Source organism: Pantoea pleuroti (assembly GCF_014156615.1).
GTDB classification, from domain to species: Bacteria; Pseudomonadota; Gammaproteobacteria; order Enterobacterales; family Enterobacteriaceae; genus Pantoea; species Pantoea agglomerans.
In genome coordinates, this window is sequence record NZ_SBFD01000001.1 from 126,260 (window position 1) to 150,586 (window position 24,327).

Consider the following 24,327-nt stretch of genomic DNA (forward strand, 5'->3'; position numbering starts at 1 on the left):
TTAAAAGGATGATCTTATGCATAAAAAACTGATTTCCCGCATGATTATTGCGCTGGCGGCAGCCGGACTGATGACATTCAGTTCGCTGGCAGCGGCGCATGCGCATCTCCAGTCTTCTATCCCGGCGGCCAAAGCGCAGGTAACGACATCCACCGATGCGCTGACGCTGAACTTCAGTGAAGATATTGAAGCGGCATTCAGCGGCGTCACGCTGCTGGATAGTGAACAGAAACCTGTCGTCACCGCTAAAGCCCGCGTTGAATCTGGCCAGAAAAACCGCCTGATTGTGGGCCTGTCTCAGCCGCTGCAAGCGGGCAGCTATCAGGTTAACTGGCATGTGCTGTCGGTGGATGGACACAAAACCGCAGGAAGCTATCGCTTTAACGTGAAGTAACCCCGGTGACCACACTCTGGATCCTGTTGCGCGCGCTGCATTTTATCGCCGTGATGCTGCTGACCGGCAGCGCCTGTTACAGTGCGCTGCTGGCACCCAAACGCTATCGACCCCTACTGGCGCGACGATTAAACCCGCTGGTGAAAGGGAGCGCCTGGCTGGCGCTGCTGAGTGCACTTGCGATGCTGGCCTGCCAGAATGTGTTGATGAGCGGCGACAGCGCCAATCTGGCCGATGTCGATATCTGGCTGGCGGTGATTGGCACGCACTTCGGTGGCGTGTGGCTGTGGGAAATCCTGTTTAGCCTGCTGGCCGTTGCCGGTTTGTTACTGACCGGGCGGCTGCGTCAGCCCGTGTTACTGCTGGCGGGCGTTCTGCAACTGGCCTGCATGGCTCTGATAGGTCATGCCGCGATGCGCGATGGCTGGCCGGGATTGTTTCAGCAGCTCAATCATGCACTGCATCTGATTGCCGCGGCGTTCTGGACGGGCGGATTACTGCCTCTGTTGCTGTTGATGCGGGAGGCGCGCCAAATCGATCGCCGCACTGACGCTATCCGCACCATGATGCGCTTTTCGCGCTATGGTCATCTGGCGGTGGCGTTAACGCTGCTGAGCGGCCTGATAAACAGCGTGATGATCGTAGGCTGGCCGCTCACGTGGCAGGATTCACGCTACATTGTATTGTTGTTGTGCAAAGTGCTGCTGGTTGCCCTGATGGTGCTGGTGGCGCTGATTAACCGATACTGGCTGGTGCCGCGATTCCGCCTGGCGGGCAGCGGGACGCAGCAAAAATTTATTCGCATGACGCAGCTTGAACTGCTGCTGGCGTGCGGAGTGGTTGGGCTGGTCAGCGTATTTGCCACGCTGTCGCCAGCCTGAATGTGGTTTAAGAGAGAAAAGGGTAGTTATGTTGCTGAAGAAAGTGATCCCCGCAATCCTGTTGTTATCCGTATGCGGCCAGGCGCTGGCGGCACAAATCATTACCGTCAGCCGCTTTGAGATCGGTAAAGAGAAGTGGCCGTTTAACCGTGAAGAGGTGATGCTGACCTGTGAGAAAGATGGTGCGATGTTTGCCATCAACCCGAGCACGCTGATGACATACCCCCTGAACGATATCGCCGACACACTGTTCAAAAACAAACAGGTGAAAGCGCAGCCGATCAGCGTGATCCAGGCCGAAGATAAAGCGCATCCGGGCCAGATGATGAGTCTGCAGCCGATTGTTGAGCGCACCCAGGCGTTGTGCGGTAAATAAACCTGTGGGTGCAGCACCGCGCTGCGCCCAACCCCTCTTTTTTTGCCGTTGCGATCACAAACTGATCCGGTTTATGGTCCTGCGCCTCCCGTTTGCTGGCAATTCCACCGCGCTGTTCTAATGTTAAATGGCAAGGCGACATCGCCTTCATAAATGCCAACTTTTAGCGCACGGCTCCTTGAGAGCCATTTCCCTGGACCGAATATAGGAATCGTATTCGGTCTTTTTTTGGTTGGCATCTAAAAACAGCAACTTACAATATAATCAATCAGTTAAGCCCGATCCTGTTACCTTCTGTTCTACTCTGCTGGACTCTGTGCCGCCACTTTGTCGCCATTTTTCTTCGCCATCAACGCCAGTGGATTGCAGCGAATTGCATCTTCAAGATGGTCGGGCGCGAAGTGCGCATAACGCATCGTCACCCTGATGTCGGAATGCCCGAGAATACGCTGCAGCACGATGATATTTCCTCCGGCCATCATAAAGTGGCTGGCAAAGCTATGGCGCAGTACATGGCTCATCTGGCCTTCTGGTAATTCAATGCCGGCCAGGCGAATGACCCGATAAAACTGGCGATAGCACTCTGCAAAAAAACGGCCCTCTTTGTCTTTTAATTCTTTATACAGGGCGTTGTCGATGGGTACCGAGCGGTTCTTTTTGCCTTTGGTATTGATGAAAGTGATTTTGTTTGGAGACAATTGTGAGGCTTTAAGATTCGCGGCTTCACTCCACCGGCATCCGGTTGAAAGGCAGATTTTGATAATCAGTGTCAGATCAGGGTTATCGTGAACTTTGCAGGCGGCAAAAAGCTTTTGTATCTGGGTTTCAGTCAACCATGCCATTTCTTTCTCTGGCTGATCAAACTCCCGTATATTTTTAAGTGGGTTGGGGTAGCTGATTTCGCCAAGCCGTTCCAGCTCATTGAAAAGAGCGCGAAGGAATGCATGTTCACAGTTAATGGTACCCGGTGAGACCTTTAACGATTTATCACTGGTTTTGTATCCATTCTGTATGAGGCCCTGTAAACGCCGATCCCGATAATGTGCCCAATCCTTCGAAGTGATAGCGGCAGCAACGGGGTTCCCCATGCCATTGCAAATAATATTAAGTTTGCCGAGTCGGCCTTTTCTGTCACTTAGCGAGCAACCGTGCAATTTGTACCATAGCTCGATAAGTTCGCTCAGCTTGCGGTTATCCTCTTTCTCAGCCAGCCAGGGTTTAGCCTTCATTTCGTCCTGAGTGTATTGCTCAAAGGCAATGGCTTCGGCACGGGTCCTGAACTGTCGCCTTACACGTTTGCCATCCCTCCCGTTGAGATAGCACTCGCAGAGCCACTTACCTGTATTTAATTTCCTTATTGCCATGCAGTCCCCCTTGATAAAAGGGGATTAAATTACTGTATATAAAACCAGTATTCAATGTTTGATTATGGATTTTCAAACATGAAAAAGCCCGCTAAGCGGGCTAAATTAATGCAGAAGGGAAGCTTGCTGTTGGCTGGTGTAGAGTGGCACCTTATTGATTTGCCCAGGCGAAACAATCATTCCAGTCACGGTCTCGTGCGTTTTGAATGTGCAGCTGCAATTAATATTCTGGCACTGGTGATAACGTTCTTTTGTTTCTTTTGAAACATAGCGGCTGCTTTTTGCGTGGGCTGCTGTCTGGCATAAAGGGCAGTGCATCATCATCAATATCCTCAAAAAGGGCAGGGGAGAGCTACTTAGTTTGAATATGCAAATCGTGTTTTGCAAATTACACCCGAATTAAGCAGTTTCCGTTTCACCCTCTGTTTCTGACTGATATTCAATATCTGAAAGCAGCACTTCAAACTCAAGCGTGGTTGTATACCCGCTGCCGCTCAGGCTATGCGTCACCTTACTGATAATCCACGGCTGCGCATCGATCACCGACTTAAAGCCGCTCACCCTGACCGGCGTCTCCGGGTACAGGTCGGCACGTCCCATCGCGAGCGTAAGCGAGAACTCAGCGACGCCGCGCTGCAGCTTATCCCACTTTGCTTTAGCTGCCCGCATCGCGGCCGCTTTCGTCGCATACACGGTCGTCAGCGTAAAAATGTTGTCTTCAGTCCCTGCGAGGTAATCGCCCTCTCGGGCCTCTGGTGTTTTGGTCGCAGTCGTCTTTTTCTTTTTAGCCGCCGGATGCTCCAGCGCACGCAGGTGTTTAACCTTCGGCTTACGCTTTACCTTAACTTTCTTGGGCTTAGGGTCTTTGGTGTGCAGCCAGCTTGCCGAGACACCCGTATATGCGCCACGGTCGGCAATGCTGAAGCTGTGCCGGTCGCCGTCCTGTCGCGTAATCGTCATCTGCGGGATTGGTTTGCCGCTGGCGGTGACACCGTTACCGGGCTTTATAAAAAGAAGCCGCCCGGCCTTCACTGCCGCAACCGCGCCGTACAGCGTGGCAAGTCGCGTCAGGAATTTAGCATCTGTCTCCTGCGTCTGGTCAATGTGCGCCACGGCGATTCCGGCGAATCCATCGGCCAGCATGGGCTTTAAATTATTGCGCCCGGCTATCTGCGTGACGACTTCCCCCAGGGTAGTGTCGTGATAGGACACCTCCCGGCGGGAATTGAGCGAGCCACGGAAATCAGCGCTGCGGGCGCGAATGGTCATGGTGTCAGGCGCGCCGTGGTGCTCAACCTCATCAACGGTGAAATTACCTTTGCCGAAAAGCGTCTGCCCCTTCCAGCCAAGAAACAGCGTTATCACTGCGCCGCGTACCGGCATTGCCAGCTGGCCGTCGGCGTCGTCCAGCTCAATATCCAGCTGGTCAGCTTCAAAGCCGCGATTATCGGTCAGTGTCATCGAGATAAGGCGATCCCGGATATTGGTTGTGACGTCCTTAGAGTTAACCTTCAGCATGAAATCTGGCGTCAGCTGCGCCCCGGCCTGCACCGGCAGGCTGCTTATCCCGATCATCCGAGCAGCCCCCCTGCAGTTGAAATCAGGCTACCGGCCGCCGACTTCACGCCGTTAATTGCTGACGTGAGCTGCCCTGGCAGACTGGCGGAGCCGCTGATAAGCCCGTCAGCCTGTTTCTTCAGGTCGCCAAACATCGAGGTAAGCGACTCGTCAACGCGCTTCAGGCTCAGGGTAAACATGATTTTGCTGGCCGTTCCGTTGGGGTAAAACTCGCTGAAGGTGTTAGAAATACTCTCGATCACGTACATGCCGTAAATCATGCCACTGCCGCCAATCAGCGGCCATGCCATGCCCTCGTCAGCCATCAGTCGTACGGTCATCAGCGACACCGAACCGCCTGTGATTTCCGGGCGCAGCTCACCGGAAAGCGTGATTTTTTCATCGCCCGGCCCGACAAACTGCGCCGCCGGACGCTGTCCGAACCGGCTGTTAGTGGGCCAGCGGTAGTCGATATTCTGCTGCATATCCCCGTATGGCAGGGTCTGTCGCATAAACGGCATCATGCCGTAAATCATCATCATCGGTTAGTCCTCCCAGCCCATCTTGCTGCGGTTTTGCGCCTGGCGATTGCGCTGCTCTTTTGCCTGGTGCTGCGCCATCAGCGCCATTGCGTCGTCTTTGGTCATACCCTCATGCATATTGATTTCATACTGATAGGTGTTCTGGCTGCGGTCGGTAAATCCGCCTCCGGCTGACGGCGAGGAAACCGGGCGGTAAGGCGCACCACCATAGGCAATGTTATATTGCAGCCCGCCGGTATCTGCGCCCGCGCCGCCGGTCGCTACCGCATCGGGCGACGGCACTTTGTCTTTCAGACCATCGGATTTTGTGTCGATGATGCCGAGCTTATCCAGAACCCAGTTGATGCCACCCATAAGCTGATCGAGCGCATGGCTCGGAATTTTCAGCGCCTCGGCCAGCATATTGCCGAACTTCTTACCCATATCTCCGGCGGCGGCAAGTTCGGTCTGCGTGGATTTCACCGGCTCCAGCAGTTTGCCGAACCAGTCCCAAAGCTCTTTGACCTTGCCACCTACCCACTCAAAAACCGGCTTCAGCGAACCGAAGGAATCACTGATCGGCCCCATCGCTGCGGTAAAGCCTTCGGCCATGCCTGCTATAAAGGCACTGATAGGTTCCCAGTATTTACGTACCAGTAGCGCACCAGCCACGATTGCCGCCGCGACGGCTACAACCGGAAGCGTGATAACTCCGAGCGCGGCCGTGATAGCTCCGCCCGCGATGCTGAATGCCGTACCGAGGAAGCCAGCCCCGGCAATCAGGGTATTTACGCCCGCAATCACCGGCCAGGCTACCAGCCCGATAGCGCCTAGCGCCCCGGCCAGCATCAGCCCGCCCATTACCACTTTTGCAATACCGCCCGCCAGCTCAGGGTTAGCTTTAATCCAGCCATCAACCTTAAGCAGCAGCGCTGCTGTGTCCTGGGTAAGCGTGCGCAGGCTGCCGTCGTTCTGATCAAACAGGTCGGTGCCGATAGCCTCATAAGCAGACTGCAGCTCTTTCAGGTCGCCGCCGAGGTTATCCTGCATCACCTGAACCAGCTCGGCCGTTTTACCATCAGAGGCTTTAAACGTGGCGGTCAGCTGGTCCAGCTTTCCAGATGAAGCAGCAGTCATCAGCACTGCGGCCGATGAGCTGGCCTCCTCGCCGAAGATGGTTTTCATGTACTCGGCGCGCTGGCCCGTTCCCAGCTTGTGACTATCAAAACTCGCCTGCATTTCTTTGAGAATGGTGAAGATCGGGCGGGTATTTCCTTTGCCGTCTGCAGTTTTAATCCCCAGCTCTTTGATAGCCTTGAATGATTCGCCGGTAGGAGCCTGCAGCCTGCTCAGCACGGCCCGCCCGCCCGTACCGGCCATAGAGCCGGTAATTTTGGCATCATGCAGAGCGCCGACCATTGCCGCCGCCTGCTCGATGCTGACACCTGCGTTTTTCGCTACCGGGGCGACGTAGGTCAGCGCGTCGCTAAGCCCGTCAAAGTCAGCGGCCGTTTTATTCATGGTCATCGACAGGACGTCGCCGATGTGTGCGACCTTATCGTTTGAAAGCTGGAAGGCTGATTTCATCCCCATCAGCAGCCCGGCGTTTTCCTCCATCGTGCGCTTGTTTGCCAGCGCCATGTTGAGCGTAACCGGCGTCACCGCCTGAACGGCAGCGGCATCGCCGCCGCCTTTGGCGATAACGATTTGCGCACCTGCCGCATCATCGGCAGAGGCGGCGGTTGTATCACCCAGCTGGCGGGCCTGCGCACGCAGGGCTTTCATTTCCGGCGATTCTTTTCCCACACCGAGCACGGCCTGCAGCTCGGAGTTCTTTTGTGCAAAATCAAAACCCGGCTTCAGCAGCGACGTAGCAGCCATGCCGCCGACCGTTGCAGCCCCGATACCGGCCGCGCCCATGTTGCGCACCTTACCCGACAGCTCCTGCCCTTTGCGGTAGCGCTCGCTGGTCTGGTTCAGCCGCTCCTGCTGCGCATTCAGCCGCTGCAGCTCCATTTTCTGACGGCTCAGGCTGACGGTTGCCTGCGCCGAGGCGGATTTCAGGCGCTGCTGCTCGCTGCTCAGGGCTTTGGTGGAAATCCCCGCCGCGTTAAGTGCCTCGCGCTGCTGCTGCACCGAAAGGCGCAGGCTGTTGGTTTTGGTCTGCAGCTCTGCCGCTGCCTGCCGGGCCTTTTCCAGTGCGCGGGCCTGCTGTGTCGTCGGGCGCTCCGTGTTTTTAAACTGCACGGCCAGCGCGGCCGCCTCCTGCTTCGCGTCCTTAAGACTCTGCTGCGTGACGGCCAGCTGCGCGCTGGCCTTGCGGAAGCCGTCAATTTTCCCGGCCTGCGCGTCCAGCTCCTTAATCGTCGTCTGCGTCTGGCGTATGTCTGACGACAAATTTTTGGCTGCGGTCTGCACGGCTTTGAAGGGGCGCGAGGCTTTGTCTACCGCATTCAGCAGCACCTGCACCTTGAGGTTATTGCTCATCCGGGGTTGCTCCGCTGCGGATAAAGGCTTTATGCCGCCAGTCCATCAGCTCGGCCAGCGGCATGTCGTACATCTCGGAGGGTTGCCAGTGAAATATCGTGGCAATGTCGGCCATCAGGTCGTTGACCGTCAGGCCGCGCGGCCAGTCTATTCGTCCGACTTCGACTGCAAAAAACCGATCACCTTTCCGCCCAGCGCAATCAGGTCAACCGGATCGAGGGCGTTACATTCGGCCTTTGTCAGTGCTGGCAGGGTAATGCGGGGCAGCACGGTCAGCAGGGAGTCAACATCTGACTGGCACAGATCGGCCAGTCGCACGCCGCGCAGGCTTCCGGCCGTCGGCTTAATCAGCTCCACGCTTTTAATTTCGGTTTCGCCGCGCAGCAGCGGGGTTTCAAACTCAACAATGTTATCTTTCTTTTCCATGATTGTTCTCTGTTCACTGTAGTCAGGTAAAGCCAGCGGCAGGCGCTGGCATCAGGGTTTATACCAGGCCGAGGTTTTTACGGCGCTGTTCAAGGCGGTCAACGCCGTTAACCTTCTCCACCATGTTGATGGTGTCGATTTCGATCAGCTCTTTGCCGTTAAAAGTCAGCTTGTAATAAGTGTTTTTACTGGTGATTTTGGTTTCGGTGTCTTCGCCCTGTTTGGCTTCACCGAAATCAAACGACTGATGCTTACCGCGCACCTCAATCTCTACCGCGATTTCCTCGCCGGTATCGTCGCGCTGGTAAGAGCCGGTAAAGCGCAGGGGAATGTCAGACGCACCCCACTGCGTGATTACCAGCTCATCAATACCGCCGATGCTCCACTCAACATCGAGCGCGTCATCTTCCAGACCGTTATCAATGAAGGCCGCGCCGCTCATGCCGCCCGCGCGGAACGGGTCGAGCTTACGCGCCAGCTTCGGCAGGGTCACGGCGGTGACGACGCCCTGATAGCTGTTGGCGTTATTAAAAAGGTTCATGCCCTTCAGTTTGCGTGGCAGTGCCATTTATCCGGCTCCTCAGCTATTTACGGATGCGGCGAAGTTCGCCAGATAGGTGTCGGTAATGCGCTGGCGAAGGGTTAAATCTTCCAGCGGCGGAACCGGCGTATAGTCATAATCGATAAAGAGTTTCCCCGCCTTAAGTGTGTCTTTATCATTGGCGCTTTCGTCATACCAGGCAGATGCACCCAGCAGATAACCGGCATTAACCAGCTCGCGGAACTTCGCATTGATGCCCGCGATAATCTCGCGCACCAGAACCGGCGTCAGCGGCTTATCAACCGCCCACATGTGCGCCTCGGCCATCGTGTCGGCCAGCACCTGCGCCGTGCGGGTGTAGTTCTCAAACTGAAACAGCGGGTCATCGCTGCAGGTGCGGTTGCCCCAGAAGCGGAACCCGTCTTTACGGATCAGCGTCGTAACGTCGGCCTCGTTGAGCAGGTCGGCGTCGGTGCCGGTCTGCTGCAGATCCCAGAACACCGATGCGGAAATACCGGTCACGCCGTTTACGCCGACGTTAGACAGAGTTTTATGCCAGCCTGTGTCATTGTCGATTTTGGCGCGAAGGCCCAGCGCACGGGCAGTGGCAAAGGCGGTATCGGATTTACTGGTTGCGGTGTTCCATGCAACGAAATCAGGCCAGATAACCATGATTTCGCGATGGCTGAAGTTCTGGCGGTACAGGCGGACTTCGGAAATGGTTTTACATTCCCATGCTGACACATAGGCAAAGGCGCGCAGCTGCTCCGCAATGCTGGCAAGCGCGGTTGCCACTGGCAGTGAATCCAGTCCCGGCACGCCGAGGATGCGCGGCTTCACATCGAGCTGGGTCTGCGCGGCGAGCAGCGCTTTCATGCCGGTATACTGGCCGTTTTCATCCGTGCCGCCGATGATATTGGACGTGGTTTCGGCTTCGTCGGCACCTTCAGCCACGCGCACGACGACGGTCACAGGCTTGGACTGATCGGCAATAGCCTGCAGCGCAGCGGCGAGCGTGCCTTTTTTACCTGCTTTGCCGATAGCTGCCTGCACGTTGGTGATGAGTACCGGCGTATTAAGCGGGAAGGTTGCCGCGTCCGCATCCTGCGCGGTGCAGACCATGCCGACGATTGCGGTTGATACGGTTGAAATGGTGCGCGTGCCGTCGTTGACTTCGACGACGCGGACACCATGATGATAATCAGACATCTGATGCACTCCGTTTTGAGGGTGTGCTCAGGGTGTCAGGTCATTGAATAGGATGCATGCTGTTACGGTTTGTTGGTCTGTCAGTAAAACAATTAGCAATATTCAAAAAAAACGGATGCACGAAGTACAATACTCCTCATGCATCCTCTTAAAAAATCTTGTCATAGCATTAATAAATATTTGATCTTATTTTTGATACTGCCTTAACTTATCAAGCAATTCGTCAATGGCTTCATCCTGTTGAATATCGTCTTCTTTCTGACTTTCAGAAGTTAGTTCATCATGATCTGAGAAAATACCGGCTTGCCTTTCGGTCAACTCGCGAATCATGTCTTCAATTTCTTTGCTATGATGCTCCTGAATATGCTCATCTATTGCTTGAGATAGCTCCTTCATTCTTTGTATATCTAATTCTTCTTTTACTGCTTCCTCGGCTTCATCTTCCCATTCTGCAATCGTATCTTCAATTTCTTTTAGGCTAAACATTCTTACTCCTTATTGATAAGGCATTTGGCTATATCTACTATCGAATAAAAACTTTGGCTATCAATACTAGCCTGTAATTGCATACATTTTTATGATAGTTTAAAATTGATTCACTGCTTTTAAATTAATGACTTTTAATCATACACGCTTTAGACGTTGAGCTTAACTGTATCTTTTATACATGTCTGCAACCGTAATCCGTGCACCCCTATCAAATTGCTAAATAATAGCTTTTAACTGTTCTGGTTTATCCGGCCATACGATACCTTGCCTATCACTGGTATCAATCCGGCTGAGAGCCACCCGATATCGTTTCCATTCTGCCAGACGGGCAATCTCTTCTTCTGTTGCAATACTGATATCAACCGCATCCTGCAGCGGCGCGATTGTCCGGTTTGCCACATCCATTTCAGCGGCAAGCCTGCTGCTGGCAATCAGTACTGCGTTCTCAGCTTCTGTAGCCGGGGCGCTAAACACGCCGCCACTGTAGTGATAATTTACATCGGGCTGTTCGGGTAGCGCGGTAATATCCACCCATACCAGTGACGGATGATAGAGTTTTTCAGGCTTCCCATTCAGCGAGACGATCTCAGCAACGCACTGATTTTCAATCCGGGCATAAGTTTTCATCAGCTGAATTCCTCAATGTATATAATACCGTCAGCCCCGTAGTTACCGTAGTAAGGCGAAGTTCGGATGTTGCCTCCGCCGCCCACACCAAATGAAGCTCGGTCGTTTGATGCAATCCCTTCGCCACTCCGTGAAGCACCTCCCCAATAGCTGGCTCCACCGTCCCCGGAACCCCCACGATAAGGGTTAGTGCCTCCGGTAATAACGCCGGGGGAATCGCTGCCGTCGCCGCCCTGAATATTGATATCCCCGCCAACTGCAGTTCCCCCGGCTCCTCCTGCATCACCAACTGAGTTCGCACCGTTGCCCGCTGTAATCTGCCCGTTAAAGGCACTGCTGGTTGAATTGATGCTCTCTTTGCTGCCAGCGCCAACAACCCCCGCATACGTTTTGCTGTCATCAACAGCCAACATTGCGATTGCCGTACCGCCAGCGCCGCCACCGGCACCGCGTGCGCGATAGTTTTCGCCCCAGCCCAGAAAACCATAACCGCGCCCGCCGCCGCCGGTAATGATGATTCGTGCGCGTTTAGTGCCTGGTGTGGGTTTGTAGCTGATCGCGCCCGGCGTCGTGAAAATCTGGCGGCCAATCCAGCGCCCGGAAAACTTTTCGCTAATACCGAGGTTTTTAAGAACGTCAGCAACTAGCCCGGCGTCTTTGATTTCTGCCAGGGCGCTTGCGATTTGCAGGTACTGGCTGTGTGGGTTTTTAGCATCGGTGTGAGTTTTCATTACGCTGTCAGCGTAGGCTTTCACCTCGAGCACGGCATCATCAACATACTTGCGCGTCGCCAGCACGACTGACGGATCAATCTTCAGCGTAACGGCTGTTGTGCTGTTCACGATTAAAATCATACGCACGGTCTGCGTGCGCCCGCTGCCTTCAGCCAGTTGCGGCTTATAGGTTTCCGGGCAGTTAGCAATGGCAATCAGTACGCCGTCGGCATCATACAGGCCGATTTCGCGGATCCAGAAACCGCCTTCACTTTCCGGGATAATCTGCTCGGCGATAATCTGGCTGCTGTTTGCCGCGTCAACGGTCAGGGAATTAAGCTGCGCGCGACGCTTCTCGCTGATGAGCTTTGTCTGTGCCGCGTCAGGCGTCGGCAGCGTGCCGCCACCATCACCGACACCCATAGAGGCGATGTTCACTTTCGTGCCGAGTGCGGCGGCGTTCGCCAGCTTAGCCGAGCCCTGATTGGTCAGCAGGGCAAAATATTTTGTCGTCATGCGCTCACTTCCGTCAGGTCAATAAGATGCAGCGCCACGCCGGAATAACCCGGCCCGCCGACGCTGATGAGTTCAGGGGTATAGGGGTAAACGGTCATCTCGTCGCCGCTGTAGCTGGCAACAGCGACCGGCAGCGCGCCGTTCGCGTCCAGATTGATAGACAGCCCGATAAGATGGCGGCTGCAGGGCTTGGCGTCGGCTATCAGTCGCTCCAGCTCGTTATACATTTCCTCCGTGATGCCGGTATCAAGCACGCCCACGTCAAGCCGGAACGTGCCTGGCGCCTCATTGGTTTTCCACCACTCGATAACCCGGATGAGATAGCCCAGCGGCTCAACGACGCGGCGGATAGCGCCGATAGTGCCTTTGTGCCGGTGCACGTATTGCGATGCGGCAACCACGGCACGCTTTGTTGATTCAGGCCAGGCTGAATCCCAGCGGTCAACCGACCACGCCCACGCCAGATAGGGCAGAAGTGCTACCGGGCAGGCATACGGATCCCATAACTTACGCAGCGGCACGCTCAAAGCGCCCGGGCTGGCCAGCGCCTCGGCGGCGGCAATCTCAAGCACTGACGAGCCGGTCGGCAGCAGTCGATCACTCATCCGAGCCTCCCACGGTCAGCGTGTAGCCGGTGCAGTAAGCGGCCTGCGTTTTATCGAGCACCACATCTGCAGCAGGCTTAATCAGGCTGACGCGCTGCACGCCCTCAACGTGCATGGCGGCATACAGCGCAGAAAGGCGGATATCCCGGCCGAGGCGCTTCTGCGCGGTAATGTAAGCCGCGAGCTTTGCCTCGGATGCGGCGCGGATCGGTTCCGCTTCCGGCCCCGGATAGAGGTACAGCTCGGCCACGATTTCGTATTCCACAATCCTGGCTGACTGCACGCTCACCCGGTCGGCAACCGGGCGCACGTCTTCGTCATTGAGCGCAGCGTTAACCACGGCCAGCAAATCATCACCGGCCACGCCGTTGCCCTCGCGCGCGAGCACTGTCACCGCGACCACTGCAGGCGACGGGCTGATGGCTGATGCATCGGCTACACGGCCGTCGGCGCTTCTGGCGTGATACTCATATGCACCGGTCGGCCCGGCAACGCTCAGCCCCTCAAACGCCGAGGCAATGCGCGGCCGGAAATCGTCGTTACTTTCCATCACGGCGGCGGTCGGCGGGATGGTCGTATCGTCGGCCGGGGTAATGGTCAGGCGGGCTACGCCATTGTTAGCGCCGAGCTGGTCAAGGTCGCCGTCAAGTGCATATGCCACCATAACGGCCTTTGCCGCCTCGTTGATGCGCTGGCGCAGGAGCAGCTCGCGGTAAGCGTTTTCCTGCAGCAGCTTGACGATGGGTTCTGATTCAAGCGTCAGCGTGCGGGCGACGGCCTCCTGCTGGTCAGCAGGGTAAAGGGAAATCAGCGTCGCCTTTCGCTCGGCCAGCAGGCTTTCATAGTCCAGCGGCTCCACCACATCAGGCGCGGGAAGCTGGCTCAGGTCGATAGTTGCCATAGTCTCAGCTCACAGGAACGGTTAAGGAAAAAGGCTGCGCGCTGTCGGTGCGGTTGCCGGACAGCTCAACCACCATAGCGCCATTGATATCCGACTCAAAGCTGATGGCGGTCAGCTTTACGCGCGGCTCCCATTTCAGGATCGCCATATAGCAGGCCGACATAATCTGCAGGCGCAGCGCCTTGTTTTGCGGCTGGTCAATCAGCGCGGATAAAAGCGAACCATACTGGCGACGCATCACCCTGGTGCCGACAGGGGTCAGCAGAATATCGCGCACTGACTGCCGGATATGATCGAGGTCGGTAAGCGCGCCGCCGGTTTCCCTGTTCATGCCGATATATTTGGCGGTTGTCATACTGGCGCTCCCGTTTTGCCGCCGCTGTCGCCCGGATGGATATGCGAATGCAGCACCTTGCCGTTTGAGGACAGACTGCCGCCGGTATGTGTAACGTCGCCTTTCATCGTGCCGCCCTTGGTGACTTCCAACTGCGCAGTTTTGAGCAGCGTTGTGCATTCCACTTCCGGCGAGTCGAACAGGATTTTTACCGCCGCTTTAATAGTTGCGGTCTGTATGCCGGTTGCAGTCAGTGCGCCGTTTTCCGGCTCGTACTCGATCACCGCGCCGTCAGGAAATGACCAGTGCAGCGCATCGGCCGAGGCTGACGGAGCCGGGTTTTCATCCGAGAAAATGCCCGGCAGCACAAAGCCGGTATCTAGCTCGCCGCCGAGGCACAGAACAAGAACCTGCTCGCCCACTGACGGCGCATTCCAGGAGCGGGTTTTACCTGCGCGGGCGCTCAACCAGTGCAGCCAGTTGGTTATATTTTTTCCCGTATCGACACGGCACAGTCCGCCGTCGAGGTTGACGGCCGACACGGTTCCGATGCGGATCAGGTTGCGCAGCAGGCGCTGAATTTCTGCGAGTTGTTCGTTCATGCTTAAATGATCAATTTTCGACTAAAGAATTTCCAGCATTTGACGTTTGTTAGTACAGCAGCAAACATGCTTGCGAAACACTAATCAAGGAGCTTCAGAATGGATGCAGTTACGGATATTAGAAAAAAATATGTTCTCAACCTGGCAGCACTCAAACCCGGAGATATTATTTTAGAGCATGGTTATAAAGCCCATAGCTTGGCAATTATGAGGATAACAGGAAGTCATTATTCGCATGCAATGCTCTATGAAGGCTCAACTATAATTGAAGCCACTTCGGGTGGAGGAGTCTTTAGCAAAATACCTAATAGGTTTGCAGTGGTTGAAAAAAATGATTTAAAAGTACTGAGGCTATCAGATGAAGTTGAACCATCTCAAATTGAAAATATAACTATTTTTTCACGAACGTTAGTCGGTTCAAAGTATGACAAATCTGAAGCAATGAAAGCCGGTAAGAAAAAGAAACCAATTAAAGATATTGTTACAGGTCAGTTTTGTTCAAGACTGGTGGCTCAATGCTATTCTCAGGCTGGTATAGCTCTTGTCGATAACATAAATTACTGTTCTCCTGCAGATATTGAAAAATCAGACTTATTAGTAGAGGTTGTAGACGCTGTGAAAGAAGCATCTGAGGATGAACTTGCTCACGCTCTGGCGAAAAATTACCACCAAGAGCACCTAAAAAATACAGCAAAGTGGGTTAAAGCTGCAAAAAAAATACTCAGGAAATCTGATGTTGAAGCTGAGACCATGAATGATATTTATCACGCTACACTTAGATTGAAAAACCCGAAGGTAGATAAAGCAATCCTTAAAGAAATAATGGCGTCTGGATATTATGATTTTTATTTAAAGGATAAGATTTCAAATCCATACAGATACGATGCCGATGCTTTCTCAAAGAAGGCAAATGGTAACGTTGAATTCATCGATGCAGAAATACACAAAGAAATCTCAATCGTCAAGACTCACTCCATCAACCTTGAAACCTTTAAAGGATATTATAAAACTTACCCCGGCAAGTTAATGTCGGCCGAGGTGAGTCTATATTCTAATCTTTTAAATATTACAAAGGAAAGATTGGAGGTGATTGTTAAATGCTGCCACCTTGAAGGGTTGAATCCTATCCTATTACCTCAGGCATTGAGTATGATTAATCATATTGAAAATGTACAATAAATAGCATCGCTGGGTGACACTTACCTTATGAAGTTATTTATGACTAGATTTTCAATCATTTGTTGGGCCTCTTTACTAATACCTAGCAGTGGGCGCACCTCATATTGAATTTCTTTTGTGCTGCGTGATGGCCGGTCGCGCAGCCCGTAATGATGCACGCGGGCCATGCGCTGCACGTTGCCCGTAAACTCGATCACGGCCTCATTCGGGCTGGCCTGCGTTTTCATGTATTTAGCCGTGCGCAACTTTGCAAACATCTCGCGCTTTATCCGGCCCTTTTTGCTGCGCACCGGCTGCGTTTTGCGGGGCTTAAACGGCGTGCCGTCAGGTGCCTGCTGGCGCTTGATGTTCTGCTGCTGATTCGCGCGCAGCTTGCGGCCAATGTTGCGCGCCATCTCTTTACGCGCCGGGGCTGACAGACTGCTGATAAGCGCCTCCAGCCGGTCATTTACCAGCTGCAGCTCGCTCATTTCAGCCACTCGCTGACCAGCTCGCCCTTAATATAAAGCTGCACTGGCCGGGCGTCATTTTCCGGCAGCGGGTTCTCGCCGACGTGCGTCACGTGTAGTCCGTCGTCAGCCTGCTTCACGATCACGCGCTCGCTCAGCTGCAGCTCAATGCTGATATCGCTGGCCGTGTCGCTGATCACATCTGCCTGGAAGGTAAAGCCCGTGCGGCGCTTTTCTTCGGTCGCCATGATGTCGGGTTCATTTGTTCGCAGCCATGCCAGCAGCGGCACGATCAGCAGATCGATGTTACCGGCGTAGTCGGTAATGACCATGTTAAGCCGGTACTGGTATTCAAACGACAGCGAGCTGGCAAGCGTCGAGACGATGCACCCGTTGTCGATAAACACGTTGAGCGCGTCAGGGTTTCGCTGCAGCTCCGGCACGCTGTCGGTCAGCGCCTGGCGCAGTTGTTGAGGTTTCAGCATCGTGTTGTTCCTGGCAGTCTTTGATGATTTCGACCTGCAGCCCGCAGGCGGCGAGCGCGGCCTCAAGTTGGCGATTATCCGCCGCCAGATCGCCCGCCGTTCTAAGGCTGTTTCCCGGCACCGGGCAGCTTGTCACGCGCGGACACCCAATCCAGATAATCTCTGGCGCTGGCGAAGGCCGGGCGGGCGTGCAGCCGGATAACATCGTCAGGCAGAGCAGCAGCAGACCAGTCACGCAGTATCGGATTTGCATCGGTTTCTCTCTGTATGGTCATTTCTCGGTTAAGCGCGGCCGAACTGGCGCGCCCCTGCATCAGCCGCAGCTCGGCCTCGCGCTTCTGGCTGGCCCTCGCATCAGCATCCTGCCGGGCTATCGCTTTGTCGCGGCTCTCGATACCGGCCGACAGCGTGCCGATAATGCGCTGCGCGCTGGTCAGGTCGTCTTTTGCGAGCTTCCACTGCCAGCCGGTCACGCCCAGCGCCAGCAACGCGACGGCCAGAAGCAGAGCTATCAGGCGCATCATGAAACACCCCGCAGGCAGTAGGCTGTTTCGGTTGCACGACGATTTTCCAGCCCGCGATTTCTCACGCCCTTAACGAACACCCAGCGCCGCAGCTCATTACAGGCATCAAACCAGTGCTGCAGCCTGATGTAACGGGCAAAAGTCGAGCTGCAGGCCGCGCGCACGCCGACGTTAAAGGCGAATGACACGGCCGTGTCATAGACCGGCTGTGGCATATCGCTGCGCATACAGGCATCGATCCCGCGCTCGACGAGCATCACGTCATACACCAGATTGACCGCCGCCTGCCGCTCGCTGATCTGGCTTTGCGGCGTCACGCCCTCTGTATGACCGATGCCGTTAGTCCAGACACCGGCGCTGCACTGATAGGGCGAGGTGCGGCACCCCTCAGCGTTGGCGATGAGCGCCAGTCCGGCCTCGGACGTTTTCAGGGTTTTGAACTGTGGCAGCAGCGCGGCAATCGCCAGCACGGCCACCACGGCGCAGCGTTTAACGGTCTTGCTCAAGGCTCACCCCCCGCAGGCGCTGCAGCTCGTAGGTTTTACGGCGGTAATGCCAGTTGATAAAGAACGTCGCCACGTTAGTAATGAGCGTGATAACGGCCACGCCGGAACCGACCATAAAGGCGATATCCTGTGGCGTATGACGCCCGAACCACATCAGGATGAGGCCAATCAGGTAGTTGATCACAGAGCTGATTTTTTCCATTTTTAGTCCCACAGGTTGACGGTTTCACCTGCTGAAGATTCAGGCAGATCTGGCAGCGTTACCTCACAGCCGTGCGGCAGCACCGGCCCGCTTTCGGCAAGGCCCGGATTAGCCGCGTAAACCAGCTCGACGGCCTGCCCGGTTCGCCCGTAATAGCGCTGGCAGATTTCGTCAACGGTATCGCCCTGCTGTGCGTAAACGTTCATCAGAGCAGATCCACAATGCAGCCAGGCTTACCGGCGATTCGGCTGATACTGAATCGCGCGTCGCGCCAGTACTCGTCGGCGCTCGCCTCGATTTCGCCCGCCTTTTTCGTGCCGCTGGCGTCATAGCCGCGATAGCGCTCAACGATGGTGGCGGCGGTCAGCGCGCTGACGGCGGCAAGGTAGGCCGTAACCTTTTCGCTTTCACCGTCGAGCGATTCGGCAGGCACGTCGGTCAGTACCTTAAAGCCCGCCGCCATCTGCGCGGCGCGCCAGTCGTACAGCTCGGCATTAACTTCTGAAATCGCCGTCTTCACGGCCAGGCGCAGGCGCTGCGCCGTGACCGTTCCCTCATAGCGCAGCGAATCGCGCAGCTGCTGCAGGTCAACGTCAGGCCAGAAAAACGTATTCTTTACCGGCGGCTCGGCAGCGTCTGCCGGTCGCGGGGCGGGGATAACAACCGTGTTATTCATAATCGGCCTTTGAAATAGGTGGGCGGTGGAGGACGGCGCAGACACTGAAAGTGCGTTGCCGTCCTGCCGCCCGTGCGCGGGGTCGCGTTCGGTCAGCGGCTGGCGATGGCCTGCTTTTTCATCGCCGTTCCCAGCCGCTCAATGTCTTTTTTGACGCCGCAGCCGTCGTGCAGCTGATGCGCCCTTGCAAGGTGGGTCATCGCCTCCGAAGCCCTGCCCGCATCGCGAAGCACATACCCGGTTATCTTGAGCAGCTTGGCGCGCACCTGATCGGGCATGTCTTCAGATTCCGTCATCGCAATGGTTGCCAGCAGCGGGTCAACATCGACCGGCGCTTTTGCCGTCCAGGCGCGCGTTGCCGCGCTGGCGACTTCCTCAGCCAGCAGATAGGGCAGGCTGGCGCGCTTAAAGCCGTCAGGCGGCACAAGGCCATGCGGCAGCGCGTACCGGGCAATCTCCAGCGCGCCGGGCACGTCGCCCGCATCGAGCCGCCAGATCATGACGGTCATCAGCACGGCATCCTGTGCGCCTTTGCCTTTTTCCAGCACGCCCGCTACCCACGGCAGGTACTCCGGCAGCATCTGGCGCTTAAGCTCCGCCTTGCGCTCGTTAGAGTGCACTTTCTTCAGGCGGCGCTTATCGTCGTTGAGCTTGATGAGCATCTGCTCATAGCCGCTGGCGTGGCGCAGCGGGTTGTCGGCACTCTGCGAGGCTTCGATAGCCTCCTGGCGCATGCGGTGACGTCGGGCAGGGCTTAACATGCGTTACGCCTCCGGGGTTACTGCTGCCGGGGCTTCTGCATCCGCGTTGAACTCACCGACTTCGATGTTTTCAACCAGGCAACCGGCCGCGTAATCCTCGATCACGTAGTCCTCGTTAATAGACTCATAGTTTTCGATGCGGTCGCGCTTCGGCACTTCGTCAATCAGTCGGCGATGCGTGCCTTCCTGCCAGTAAACCGACAGGTTATCGAGGCGGGTGATCATCAGGGCGCTGGCCGGGAAGTAAGGCACGCGCACCGCTGGCAGGTTGCCGATTCGCTTCTGGCTGACGATAAGGTCGGCTGCCAGCTGCTCGGTGTTGGCCTGCGACTGGTTGACGATCGGGAAGTACTTGTCAGCCAGCAGCTGACGGCCGCAGATCACAACCAGCTCCGGGTCTTCCTGATACCACGGCTCAATCAGGGTGTTGGTGGCATCCATCACCAGCGCGTCGAGGTTGGCATAATCGCCGCCTTTGCCGACGCGGATTTTCGCCGACACCACGGCACCGGTTTCATCGGTGACTTTGCTCAGCACGCGCTCCGGCGCATGCTCGCGGTACTTCTGCAGCCAGCCCACGGCCACGTCCTGCAGCATTGGGAACTTCGCACGGTTCGAGGTTTTGGCGCGGTTCACGCCGTTGAAGCCAATCATGATACGGTCAAGCGCTTGGCGCTTCACGATGGCGTCACGCAGACGGGCCTGAAAATCTTCATAACGCGCCCACAGGTCGAGCGTGTTATAGCGGATATGAAAGTCATAGTTGACCTGCACACACTCATAGCCGTTAGAGTCCAGCGCGGCAAAATCAGCGGTTTCGCGCTCGTCGCCGCCTGCCGTGTCGGTCACGCTGGCAATCGAACCGGACACGCCGATGCCGATTTTCTCGCCCTTCATTTCGGACACCGGCACGATGTTGACGCGGGTCAGGAAGTCGGAAGACTCCTGCACGCGGCTCATCAGGGTCTGAGTCACCGACGGCTCAACGGTAAACTTTTTGTTCATGTCGTCGGTTTCGACGCCGTTCAGCTCGGCAAGGCGGGTCATGAACTGGTTAAACTTAAAGCGGGTATTCTTGCGCATGAGCGTTCCTGTTTATCTCTGTGTTGGAGTTTAATGTTCAGGCAACGCCTGATTAGCAGTCTGTCTGCGCGCCGGACTTCGGATCGCTGCCGGTTGCCGCCGGGCGGCGTGTAAAGCTGCCGTCGGTCTGCGAAAGCTGGCCCTGCAGCGCAGCGAAAGCGTCGCGGTCTTCCCCAGCCTGCTGCTCGATGGCCTCCAGACGTGCGGTGACGGATTGCTCCAGCACCGACAGCTCCTGCGTCTGGCTCTCAGCATTCAGCTGCACCTGCTCGGCGACGGCCGTTAATGCCGCGCTGACGTCGGCGAACTGCTCGCCATCGGTTTTCTTTTTGGCGGAGAACATCGCCGAGATGCGCGCCAGCAGGGAAGGTGACGGCTCGGCCACTTCCTCAAACTCGATCACGGTTTCTTCAGCGGCGGTAAAGAGGTTGTCTTTGTCCTGCTTGCGGGACGCCAGCGGATTGGCTTTGGCCGTGGCGCTGAAGCTCAGAATTTCCGTGCCGAGGCTTGCCGGGTCGTCGGTGACGGCGATACCAATCAGGTAGGCTTCGCCCGTGTCGGCAAACTTCGTATTGATTTCAACGGAGGTGTAGATTTTCTGACGCGCCTTTGTCAGCTCAACCAGCTCCGGCGTCGGGTCGATATCCCCGTAAAGCGCCAGCTTGCCCTTGAGGGGCCCGTCGGTAATTTCTTCGGCGGTCAGCGCGGTAACGTCACCGTAGCGGCGAAACGGGCTGTCAGGGGTATAGCCCTTAATGTGCTCCATGTTGACGCGGGCACCGTACATCGCCGGGTTGTAGTTTTTCGCCATCTGCGAAATCCAGTCGCGGGAAATCACGCGGCCGTCAGTGGTTGCGCCTTCAACGGCGATACGAAAACGCTTTGCTTTGATTGCTGCCATTAATCAGGCTCCGGTCAGGTGTTGGGTCGGTTCGGGGCCAGTTTCCCCGTCGCCACCCAATCCCTCAACGAATGCCAGCCCGCTGATGCATCAGCAAACAGGGACAGCAGGCGCGCCATTTTCGGCACCGGTAGCCTTGCCGGTATGAACATGACACCGACAACCATCATCAGCGATCCGCGCCGTCAGGCCGCGCTGCTTTACTGGCAGGGTTATTCCGTGCGCCAGATTGCGGAGACGCTCGGACAGAAAACGCCAACCGTGCAGAGCTGGAAACTGCGCGACGCGTGGGACAACGTTGCGCCCATCAGTCGCGTTGAATCCAGCATGGAAGCCCGGCTGATCCAGCTCATCATGAAAGAGGTAAAGGGGAATGGTGATTACAAAGAGATAGACGCGCTCGGCCGTCAGATTGAGCGCCTTGCCCGCGTTGAGCGCTACCGCAGCAGCGGCAACGAGGCCGACCTAAACCCCAATGTGCGTAACCGCAACAAAGGCGAGCGCCAGCCGGTTGTTAAAAATGAGTTCAGCGAGGAACAGACGGATAAGCTTACCGGCATGTTTATGGATAACTGCTTTGAGTATCAGCTCAACTGGCATAAAGCCGGGCTGACTCACCGCATCCGCAATATCCTGAAGTCCCGCCAGATTGGCGCAACTTTCTACTTTGCCCGCGAGGCACTGATCGATGCGCTGACCACCGGGCGCAACCAGATATTCCTTTCAGCCAGCAAGGCGCAGGCGCACGTCTTTAAAAACTACATCATCGACTTTGCCCGCCAGGCTGACGTTGACCTGAAAGGCGATCCCATCGTGCTGCCGAACGGCGCGCGCCTGATATTCCTCGGCACGAACGTGCGCACCGCGCAGAGCTACACCGGCAACCTCTATCTGGACGAATATTTCTGGATCCCGAAATTCCAGGAGCTGCGCAAAGTCGCCAGTGGCATGTCGCTACACAAGAAGTGGCGCACCACCTACTTTTCCACGCCGTCGGCCCTGTCGCACAGCGCCTATCCGTTCTGGTCAGGCGAGCTGTTTAACAAGGGGCGGCGCAGCAAAGATGATCGCATCGAGATAGACCTGTCGCATTCTCATCTGGCGAAAGGCGCGCTGTGCGGTGACGGGCAGTGGCGGCAGATTGTCACGGTTGAGGATGCGCTGACCGGCGGCTGCAACCTGTTCGACATTGACCAGCTGCAGCTTGAATACAGCCCGTCGGAATATCAGAACCTGCTGATGTGTGAGTTTGTCGACGACGAGGCGAGCGTGTTCCCGTTCGCCGAGCTGCAGAGCTGCATGATCGACAGCCTGGAAGAGTGGGAAGACTTCAACCCGTACCTGCCGCGCCCGTTTTCATTCCGGCCGGTCTGGATCGGGTATGACCCGTCGCACACCGGCGACAGCGCAGGCTGTGCTGTAATCGCGCCGCCGCTAGTTGCGGGCGGTAAGTTCCGCGTGCTGGAGCGTCACCAGTGGCGGGGCATGGACTTTGCCGCGCAGGCGAAATCTATCGAGGACTTAACCAAAAAATACACCGTTGAATATATCGGCGTGGATGCAACCGGCATCGGTCAGGGTGTTTTCCAGCTGGTACGCCAATTTTACCCGGCCGCGCGGGAAATCAAATATTCACCTGAAGTGAAAACCGCAATGGTGCTGAAGGCGAAAGATACCATCAGCAGCGGGCGGCTTGAGTATGACGCCGGGGCCACGGACATCACGCAGTCGTTTATGGCAATCCGCAAAACCATGACGGCCAGCGGCAACCGCTCAACCTATGAGGCGAGCCGCAGCGAAGAAGCCAGCCATGCTGACGTCGCCTGGGCAATCATGCACTCACTGTTAAACGAACCGCTTACCGCAGCCAGCGGCGGCGCTAATCCCTCAATTCTGGAATTTTACTGATGAGCAAACACAGAGGCCGCAAGGCTCACACCGCCACCGCGCAGGCGTTACAGGCTACCGCACCGCAGCAGCACACCGAGGCGTTTACCTTTGGCGATCCGACGCCGGTCATGGATAAGCGCGACATTCTGGATTACGCCGAATGCATCGGTAACGGGCGCTGGTTTGAGCCGCCGGTCAGCTTTAACGGGCTGGCTAAGAGCCTGCGCTCGGCCGTGCATCATAGCTCGCCGATTTATGTAAAGCGCAACATTCTGGCCTCAACGTTTATTCCGCACCCGATGATGAATCAGCAGGAGTTCAGCAAGTTTGCTCTGGATTATCTGGTCTTCGGTAACGCCTTTGCCGAGCTGCGCCGTAACAGCTTGGGTAAGCCGCTGCGCCTTGAAACCAGCCCGGCAAAATTCACCCGCAGAGGCGTGAAGGATGGCGTTTACTGGTTTGTGAATGACTGGAAGGAGCCGCATGAGTTTTCGGCCGACAGCGTTTTTCACCTGCTAGAGCCGGATATTAATCAGGAGCTTTACGGCCTGCCGGAATACCTCAGCGCGCTTAACTCCGCCTGGCTGAATGAGGCGGCAACGCTGTTCCGCCGCAAGTATTACCAGAACGGGGCGCACGCCGGTTACATCCTGTACATGACCGACGCGGCGCAGAGCAGCAGTGATGTTGACCGGATGCGCCAGGCGATGCGCGACACGAAAGGCTTAGGTAACTTCCGCAACCTGTTTATGTACGCGCCTAACGGTAAACCGGACGGCATTAAGATCCTGCCGCTTAGTGAAGTGGCGACGAAAGACGATTTCTTTAACATCAAGAAAGCCAGCCGCGACGACCTGTTAAGCGCGCACCGCGTGCCGCCACAGATGATGGGAATTATTCCGGACAACTCTGGCGGTTTTGGTGATGCGGTGAAGGCGGCGCAGGTGTTTGTACGTAACGAACTGACACCACTGCAGGAGCGCCTTAAGGAGATTAACCACTGGATGGGAGAAAGCGTGATTGCCTTCCGCGATTATACGTTAGAAAGGAATGCTTAAAAATTAATGTCAGCACTAGCATTCGCTGTACTATTTTAATCTGAATCTTTTCACTAAGGAGCTGATTTTT

33 protein-coding genes are annotated in these 24,327 nt (G+C 56.0%); 6 read left to right on the forward strand and 27 right to left on the reverse strand.

Annotated elements, in window-relative coordinates:
* The first annotated feature begins 16 nt into the window (after positions 1-16).
* Genes copC through EPG66_RS00660 form a run of 3 tightly spaced genes read left to right on the forward strand, consistent with a single transcriptional unit; the run spans position 17 to position 1,651 of the window.
* Complete coding sequence (copC, locus tag EPG66_RS00650; protein ID WP_115758697.1) at positions 17-394, forward strand: copper homeostasis periplasmic binding protein CopC; 378 nt, start codon at positions 17-19, stop codon at positions 392-394.
* A 5-nt stretch (positions 395-399) separates the two neighbouring features.
* Entirely contained in the window at positions 400-1,275 is an 876-nt protein-coding gene (copD, locus tag EPG66_RS00655) for a copper homeostasis membrane protein CopD (RefSeq protein WP_083067849.1), read from the forward strand.
* A gap of 28 nt (positions 1,276-1,303) precedes the next feature.
* Positions 1,304-1,651 (forward strand): YebY family protein, encoded by a 348-nt coding sequence (locus tag EPG66_RS00660; protein ID WP_010670792.1) that lies wholly within the window; start codon positions 1,304-1,306, stop codon positions 1,649-1,651.
* 299 nt (positions 1,652-1,950) lie between these two features.
* On the opposite strand, the gene EPG66_RS00665 is transcribed toward EPG66_RS00660, so the two are convergent.
* From EPG66_RS00665 to EPG66_RS00740, 16 genes are all read right to left on the reverse strand, one after another.
* Entirely contained in the window at positions 1,951-3,015 is a 1,065-nt protein-coding gene (locus EPG66_RS00665; RefSeq protein WP_182685650.1) for a phage integrase, read from the reverse strand.
* Between the two features lie 105 nt (positions 3,016-3,120).
* Positions 3,121-3,336: an ogr/Delta-like zinc finger family protein gene (locus tag EPG66_RS00670; protein ID WP_072123795.1), complete on the reverse strand. Its 216-nt coding sequence runs from the start codon at positions 3,334-3,336 to the stop codon at positions 3,121-3,123.
* A 78-nt stretch (positions 3,337-3,414) separates the two neighbouring features.
* Positions 3,415-4,590 (reverse strand): phage late control D family protein, encoded by a 1,176-nt coding sequence (locus tag EPG66_RS00675; RefSeq protein ID WP_182685652.1) that lies wholly within the window; start codon positions 4,588-4,590, stop codon positions 3,415-3,417.
* Positions 4,587-5,114, reverse strand: a complete 528-nt coding sequence (locus tag EPG66_RS00680; RefSeq protein WP_182685653.1) for a phage tail protein — start codon at positions 5,112-5,114, stop codon at positions 4,587-4,589. Before EPG66_RS00680 ends, EPG66_RS00675 begins: the two co-directional genes overlap by 4 nt.
* A gap of 3 nt (positions 5,115-5,117) precedes the next feature.
* On the reverse strand, positions 5,118-7,580 hold the full coding sequence (locus EPG66_RS00685; protein WP_182685656.1) for a phage tail tape measure protein: 2,463 nt from the start codon (positions 7,578-7,580) through the stop codon (positions 5,118-5,120).
* Positions 7,570-7,695 carry a GpE family phage tail protein gene (locus tag EPG66_RS00690; protein ID WP_111207766.1) on the reverse strand — a complete coding sequence of 42 codons (126 nt, stop codon included), beginning with the start codon at positions 7,693-7,695 and terminating at the stop codon, positions 7,570-7,572. Before EPG66_RS00690 ends, EPG66_RS00685 begins: the two co-directional genes overlap by 11 nt.
* A gap of 32 nt (positions 7,696-7,727) precedes the next feature.
* Positions 7,728-8,006: a phage tail assembly protein gene (locus tag EPG66_RS00695; protein WP_182685658.1), complete on the reverse strand. Its 279-nt coding sequence runs from the start codon at positions 8,004-8,006 to the stop codon at positions 7,728-7,730.
* Between the two features lie 58 nt (positions 8,007-8,064).
* The gene (locus tag EPG66_RS00700; protein WP_182685660.1) at positions 8,065-8,574 is read right to left on the reverse strand and encodes a phage major tail tube protein; all 510 of its coding nucleotides are present in this window, start codon (positions 8,572-8,574) and stop codon (positions 8,065-8,067) included.
* A 12-nt stretch (positions 8,575-8,586) separates the two neighbouring features.
* On the reverse strand, positions 8,587-9,756 hold the full coding sequence (locus EPG66_RS00705) for a phage tail sheath protein (RefSeq protein ID WP_182685662.1): 1,170 nt from the start codon (positions 9,754-9,756) through the stop codon (positions 8,587-8,589).
* Positions 9,757-9,942: 186 nt separating this feature from the next.
* Entirely contained in the window at positions 9,943-10,242 is a 300-nt protein-coding gene (locus EPG66_RS00710; RefSeq protein WP_182685664.1) for a hypothetical protein, read from the reverse strand.
* Between the two features lie 219 nt (positions 10,243-10,461).
* Complete coding sequence (locus EPG66_RS00715) at positions 10,462-10,872, reverse strand: tail fiber assembly protein (RefSeq protein WP_182685674.1); 411 nt, start codon at positions 10,870-10,872, stop codon at positions 10,462-10,464.
* Positions 10,872-12,101, reverse strand: a complete 1,230-nt coding sequence (locus EPG66_RS00720; protein WP_182685676.1) for a phage tail protein — start codon at positions 12,099-12,101, stop codon at positions 10,872-10,874. Before EPG66_RS00720 ends, EPG66_RS00715 begins: the two co-directional genes overlap by 1 nt.
* Positions 12,098-12,706 (reverse strand): phage tail protein I, encoded by a 609-nt coding sequence (locus EPG66_RS00725; protein ID WP_182685678.1) that lies wholly within the window; start codon positions 12,704-12,706, stop codon positions 12,098-12,100. The genes EPG66_RS00720 and EPG66_RS00725 overlap by 4 nt, the downstream gene beginning before the upstream one ends.
* Complete coding sequence (locus EPG66_RS00730) at positions 12,699-13,607, reverse strand: baseplate assembly protein (RefSeq protein ID WP_182685680.1); 909 nt, start codon at positions 13,605-13,607, stop codon at positions 12,699-12,701. Before EPG66_RS00730 ends, EPG66_RS00725 begins: the two co-directional genes overlap by 8 nt.
* Positions 13,608-13,611: 4 nt before the next feature.
* Positions 13,612-13,962 (reverse strand): GPW/gp25 family protein, encoded by a 351-nt coding sequence (locus tag EPG66_RS00735; protein WP_182685682.1) that lies wholly within the window; start codon positions 13,960-13,962, stop codon positions 13,612-13,614.
* Positions 13,959-14,543, reverse strand: a complete 585-nt coding sequence (locus EPG66_RS00740) for a phage baseplate assembly protein V (RefSeq protein WP_182685684.1) — start codon at positions 14,541-14,543, stop codon at positions 13,959-13,961. The genes EPG66_RS00735 and EPG66_RS00740 overlap by 4 nt, the downstream gene beginning before the upstream one ends.
* A 99-nt stretch (positions 14,544-14,642) precedes the next feature.
* On the opposite strand from EPG66_RS00740, the gene EPG66_RS00745 reads away from it, so the two are divergent.
* Positions 14,643-15,722, forward strand: coding sequence for a YiiX/YebB-like N1pC/P60 family cysteine hydrolase (locus tag EPG66_RS00745; RefSeq protein ID WP_182685685.1), 1,080 nt, complete (start codon positions 14,643-14,645; stop codon positions 15,720-15,722).
* A 20-nt stretch (positions 15,723-15,742) separates the two neighbouring features.
* Here EPG66_RS00745 and EPG66_RS00750 read toward each other — a convergent pair whose 3' ends face one another.
* The 11 genes from EPG66_RS00750 to EPG66_RS00795 form a co-directional block, all read right to left on the reverse strand.
* Positions 15,743-16,192 (reverse strand): phage virion morphogenesis protein, encoded by a 450-nt coding sequence (locus EPG66_RS00750; protein WP_182685687.1) that lies wholly within the window; start codon positions 16,190-16,192, stop codon positions 15,743-15,745.
* Entirely contained in the window at positions 16,189-16,656 is a 468-nt protein-coding gene (locus EPG66_RS00755) for a phage tail protein (protein ID WP_182685688.1), read from the reverse strand. Before EPG66_RS00755 ends, EPG66_RS00750 begins: the two co-directional genes overlap by 4 nt.
* Positions 16,589-16,861, reverse strand: a complete 273-nt coding sequence (lysC, locus tag EPG66_RS22845; protein ID WP_246379087.1) for an Rz1-like lysis system protein LysC — start codon at positions 16,859-16,861, stop codon at positions 16,589-16,591. Before lysC ends, EPG66_RS00755 begins: the two co-directional genes overlap by 68 nt.
* Positions 16,758-17,180 carry an Rz-like lysis system protein LysB gene (lysB, locus tag EPG66_RS22925; protein WP_182685691.1) on the reverse strand — a complete coding sequence of 141 codons (423 nt, stop codon included), beginning with the start codon at positions 17,178-17,180 and terminating at the stop codon, positions 16,758-16,760. Before lysB ends, lysC begins: the two co-directional genes overlap by 104 nt.
* Positions 17,177-17,686: a lysozyme gene (locus EPG66_RS00765; protein ID WP_182685693.1), complete on the reverse strand. Its 510-nt coding sequence runs from the start codon at positions 17,684-17,686 to the stop codon at positions 17,177-17,179. Before EPG66_RS00765 ends, lysB begins: the two co-directional genes overlap by 4 nt.
* Complete coding sequence (locus EPG66_RS00770; protein ID WP_182685694.1) at positions 17,670-17,888, reverse strand: HP1 family phage holin; 219 nt, start codon at positions 17,886-17,888, stop codon at positions 17,670-17,672. The genes EPG66_RS00765 and EPG66_RS00770 overlap by 17 nt, the downstream gene beginning before the upstream one ends.
* A 2-nt stretch (positions 17,889-17,890) precedes the next feature.
* The gene (locus EPG66_RS00775) at positions 17,891-18,094 is read right to left on the reverse strand and encodes a tail protein X (RefSeq protein WP_064704198.1); all 204 of its coding nucleotides are present in this window, start codon (positions 18,092-18,094) and stop codon (positions 17,891-17,893) included.
* Positions 18,094-18,564, reverse strand: coding sequence for a head completion/stabilization protein (locus EPG66_RS00780; RefSeq protein ID WP_182685696.1), 471 nt, complete (start codon positions 18,562-18,564; stop codon positions 18,094-18,096). Before EPG66_RS00780 ends, EPG66_RS00775 begins: the two co-directional genes overlap by 1 nt.
* A 92-nt stretch (positions 18,565-18,656) precedes the next feature.
* A complete protein-coding gene (locus EPG66_RS00785; RefSeq protein ID WP_182685698.1) occupies positions 18,657-19,325 on the reverse strand; it encodes a phage terminase small subunit in 669 nt (222 codons plus the stop codon).
* Between the two features lie 3 nt (positions 19,326-19,328).
* Complete coding sequence (locus EPG66_RS00790) at positions 19,329-20,408, reverse strand: phage major capsid protein, P2 family (protein ID WP_182685699.1); 1,080 nt, start codon at positions 20,406-20,408, stop codon at positions 19,329-19,331.
* A gap of 52 nt (positions 20,409-20,460) precedes the next feature.
* Positions 20,461-21,309, reverse strand: coding sequence for a GPO family capsid scaffolding protein (locus EPG66_RS00795; protein ID WP_182685701.1), 849 nt, complete (start codon positions 21,307-21,309; stop codon positions 20,461-20,463).
* Between the two features lie 144 nt (positions 21,310-21,453).
* Between EPG66_RS00795 and EPG66_RS00800 the strand changes: the two genes are divergently transcribed.
* Both EPG66_RS00800 and EPG66_RS00805 read left to right on the forward strand, forming a co-directional pair.
* Complete coding sequence (locus EPG66_RS00800; protein ID WP_182686017.1) at positions 21,454-23,217, forward strand: terminase ATPase subunit family protein; 1,764 nt, start codon at positions 21,454-21,456, stop codon at positions 23,215-23,217.
* Positions 23,217-24,257: a phage portal protein gene (locus tag EPG66_RS00805; RefSeq protein WP_182685703.1), complete on the forward strand. Its 1,041-nt coding sequence runs from the start codon at positions 23,217-23,219 to the stop codon at positions 24,255-24,257. The genes EPG66_RS00800 and EPG66_RS00805 overlap by 1 nt, the downstream gene beginning before the upstream one ends.
* Positions 24,258-24,327 lie beyond the last annotated feature (70 nt).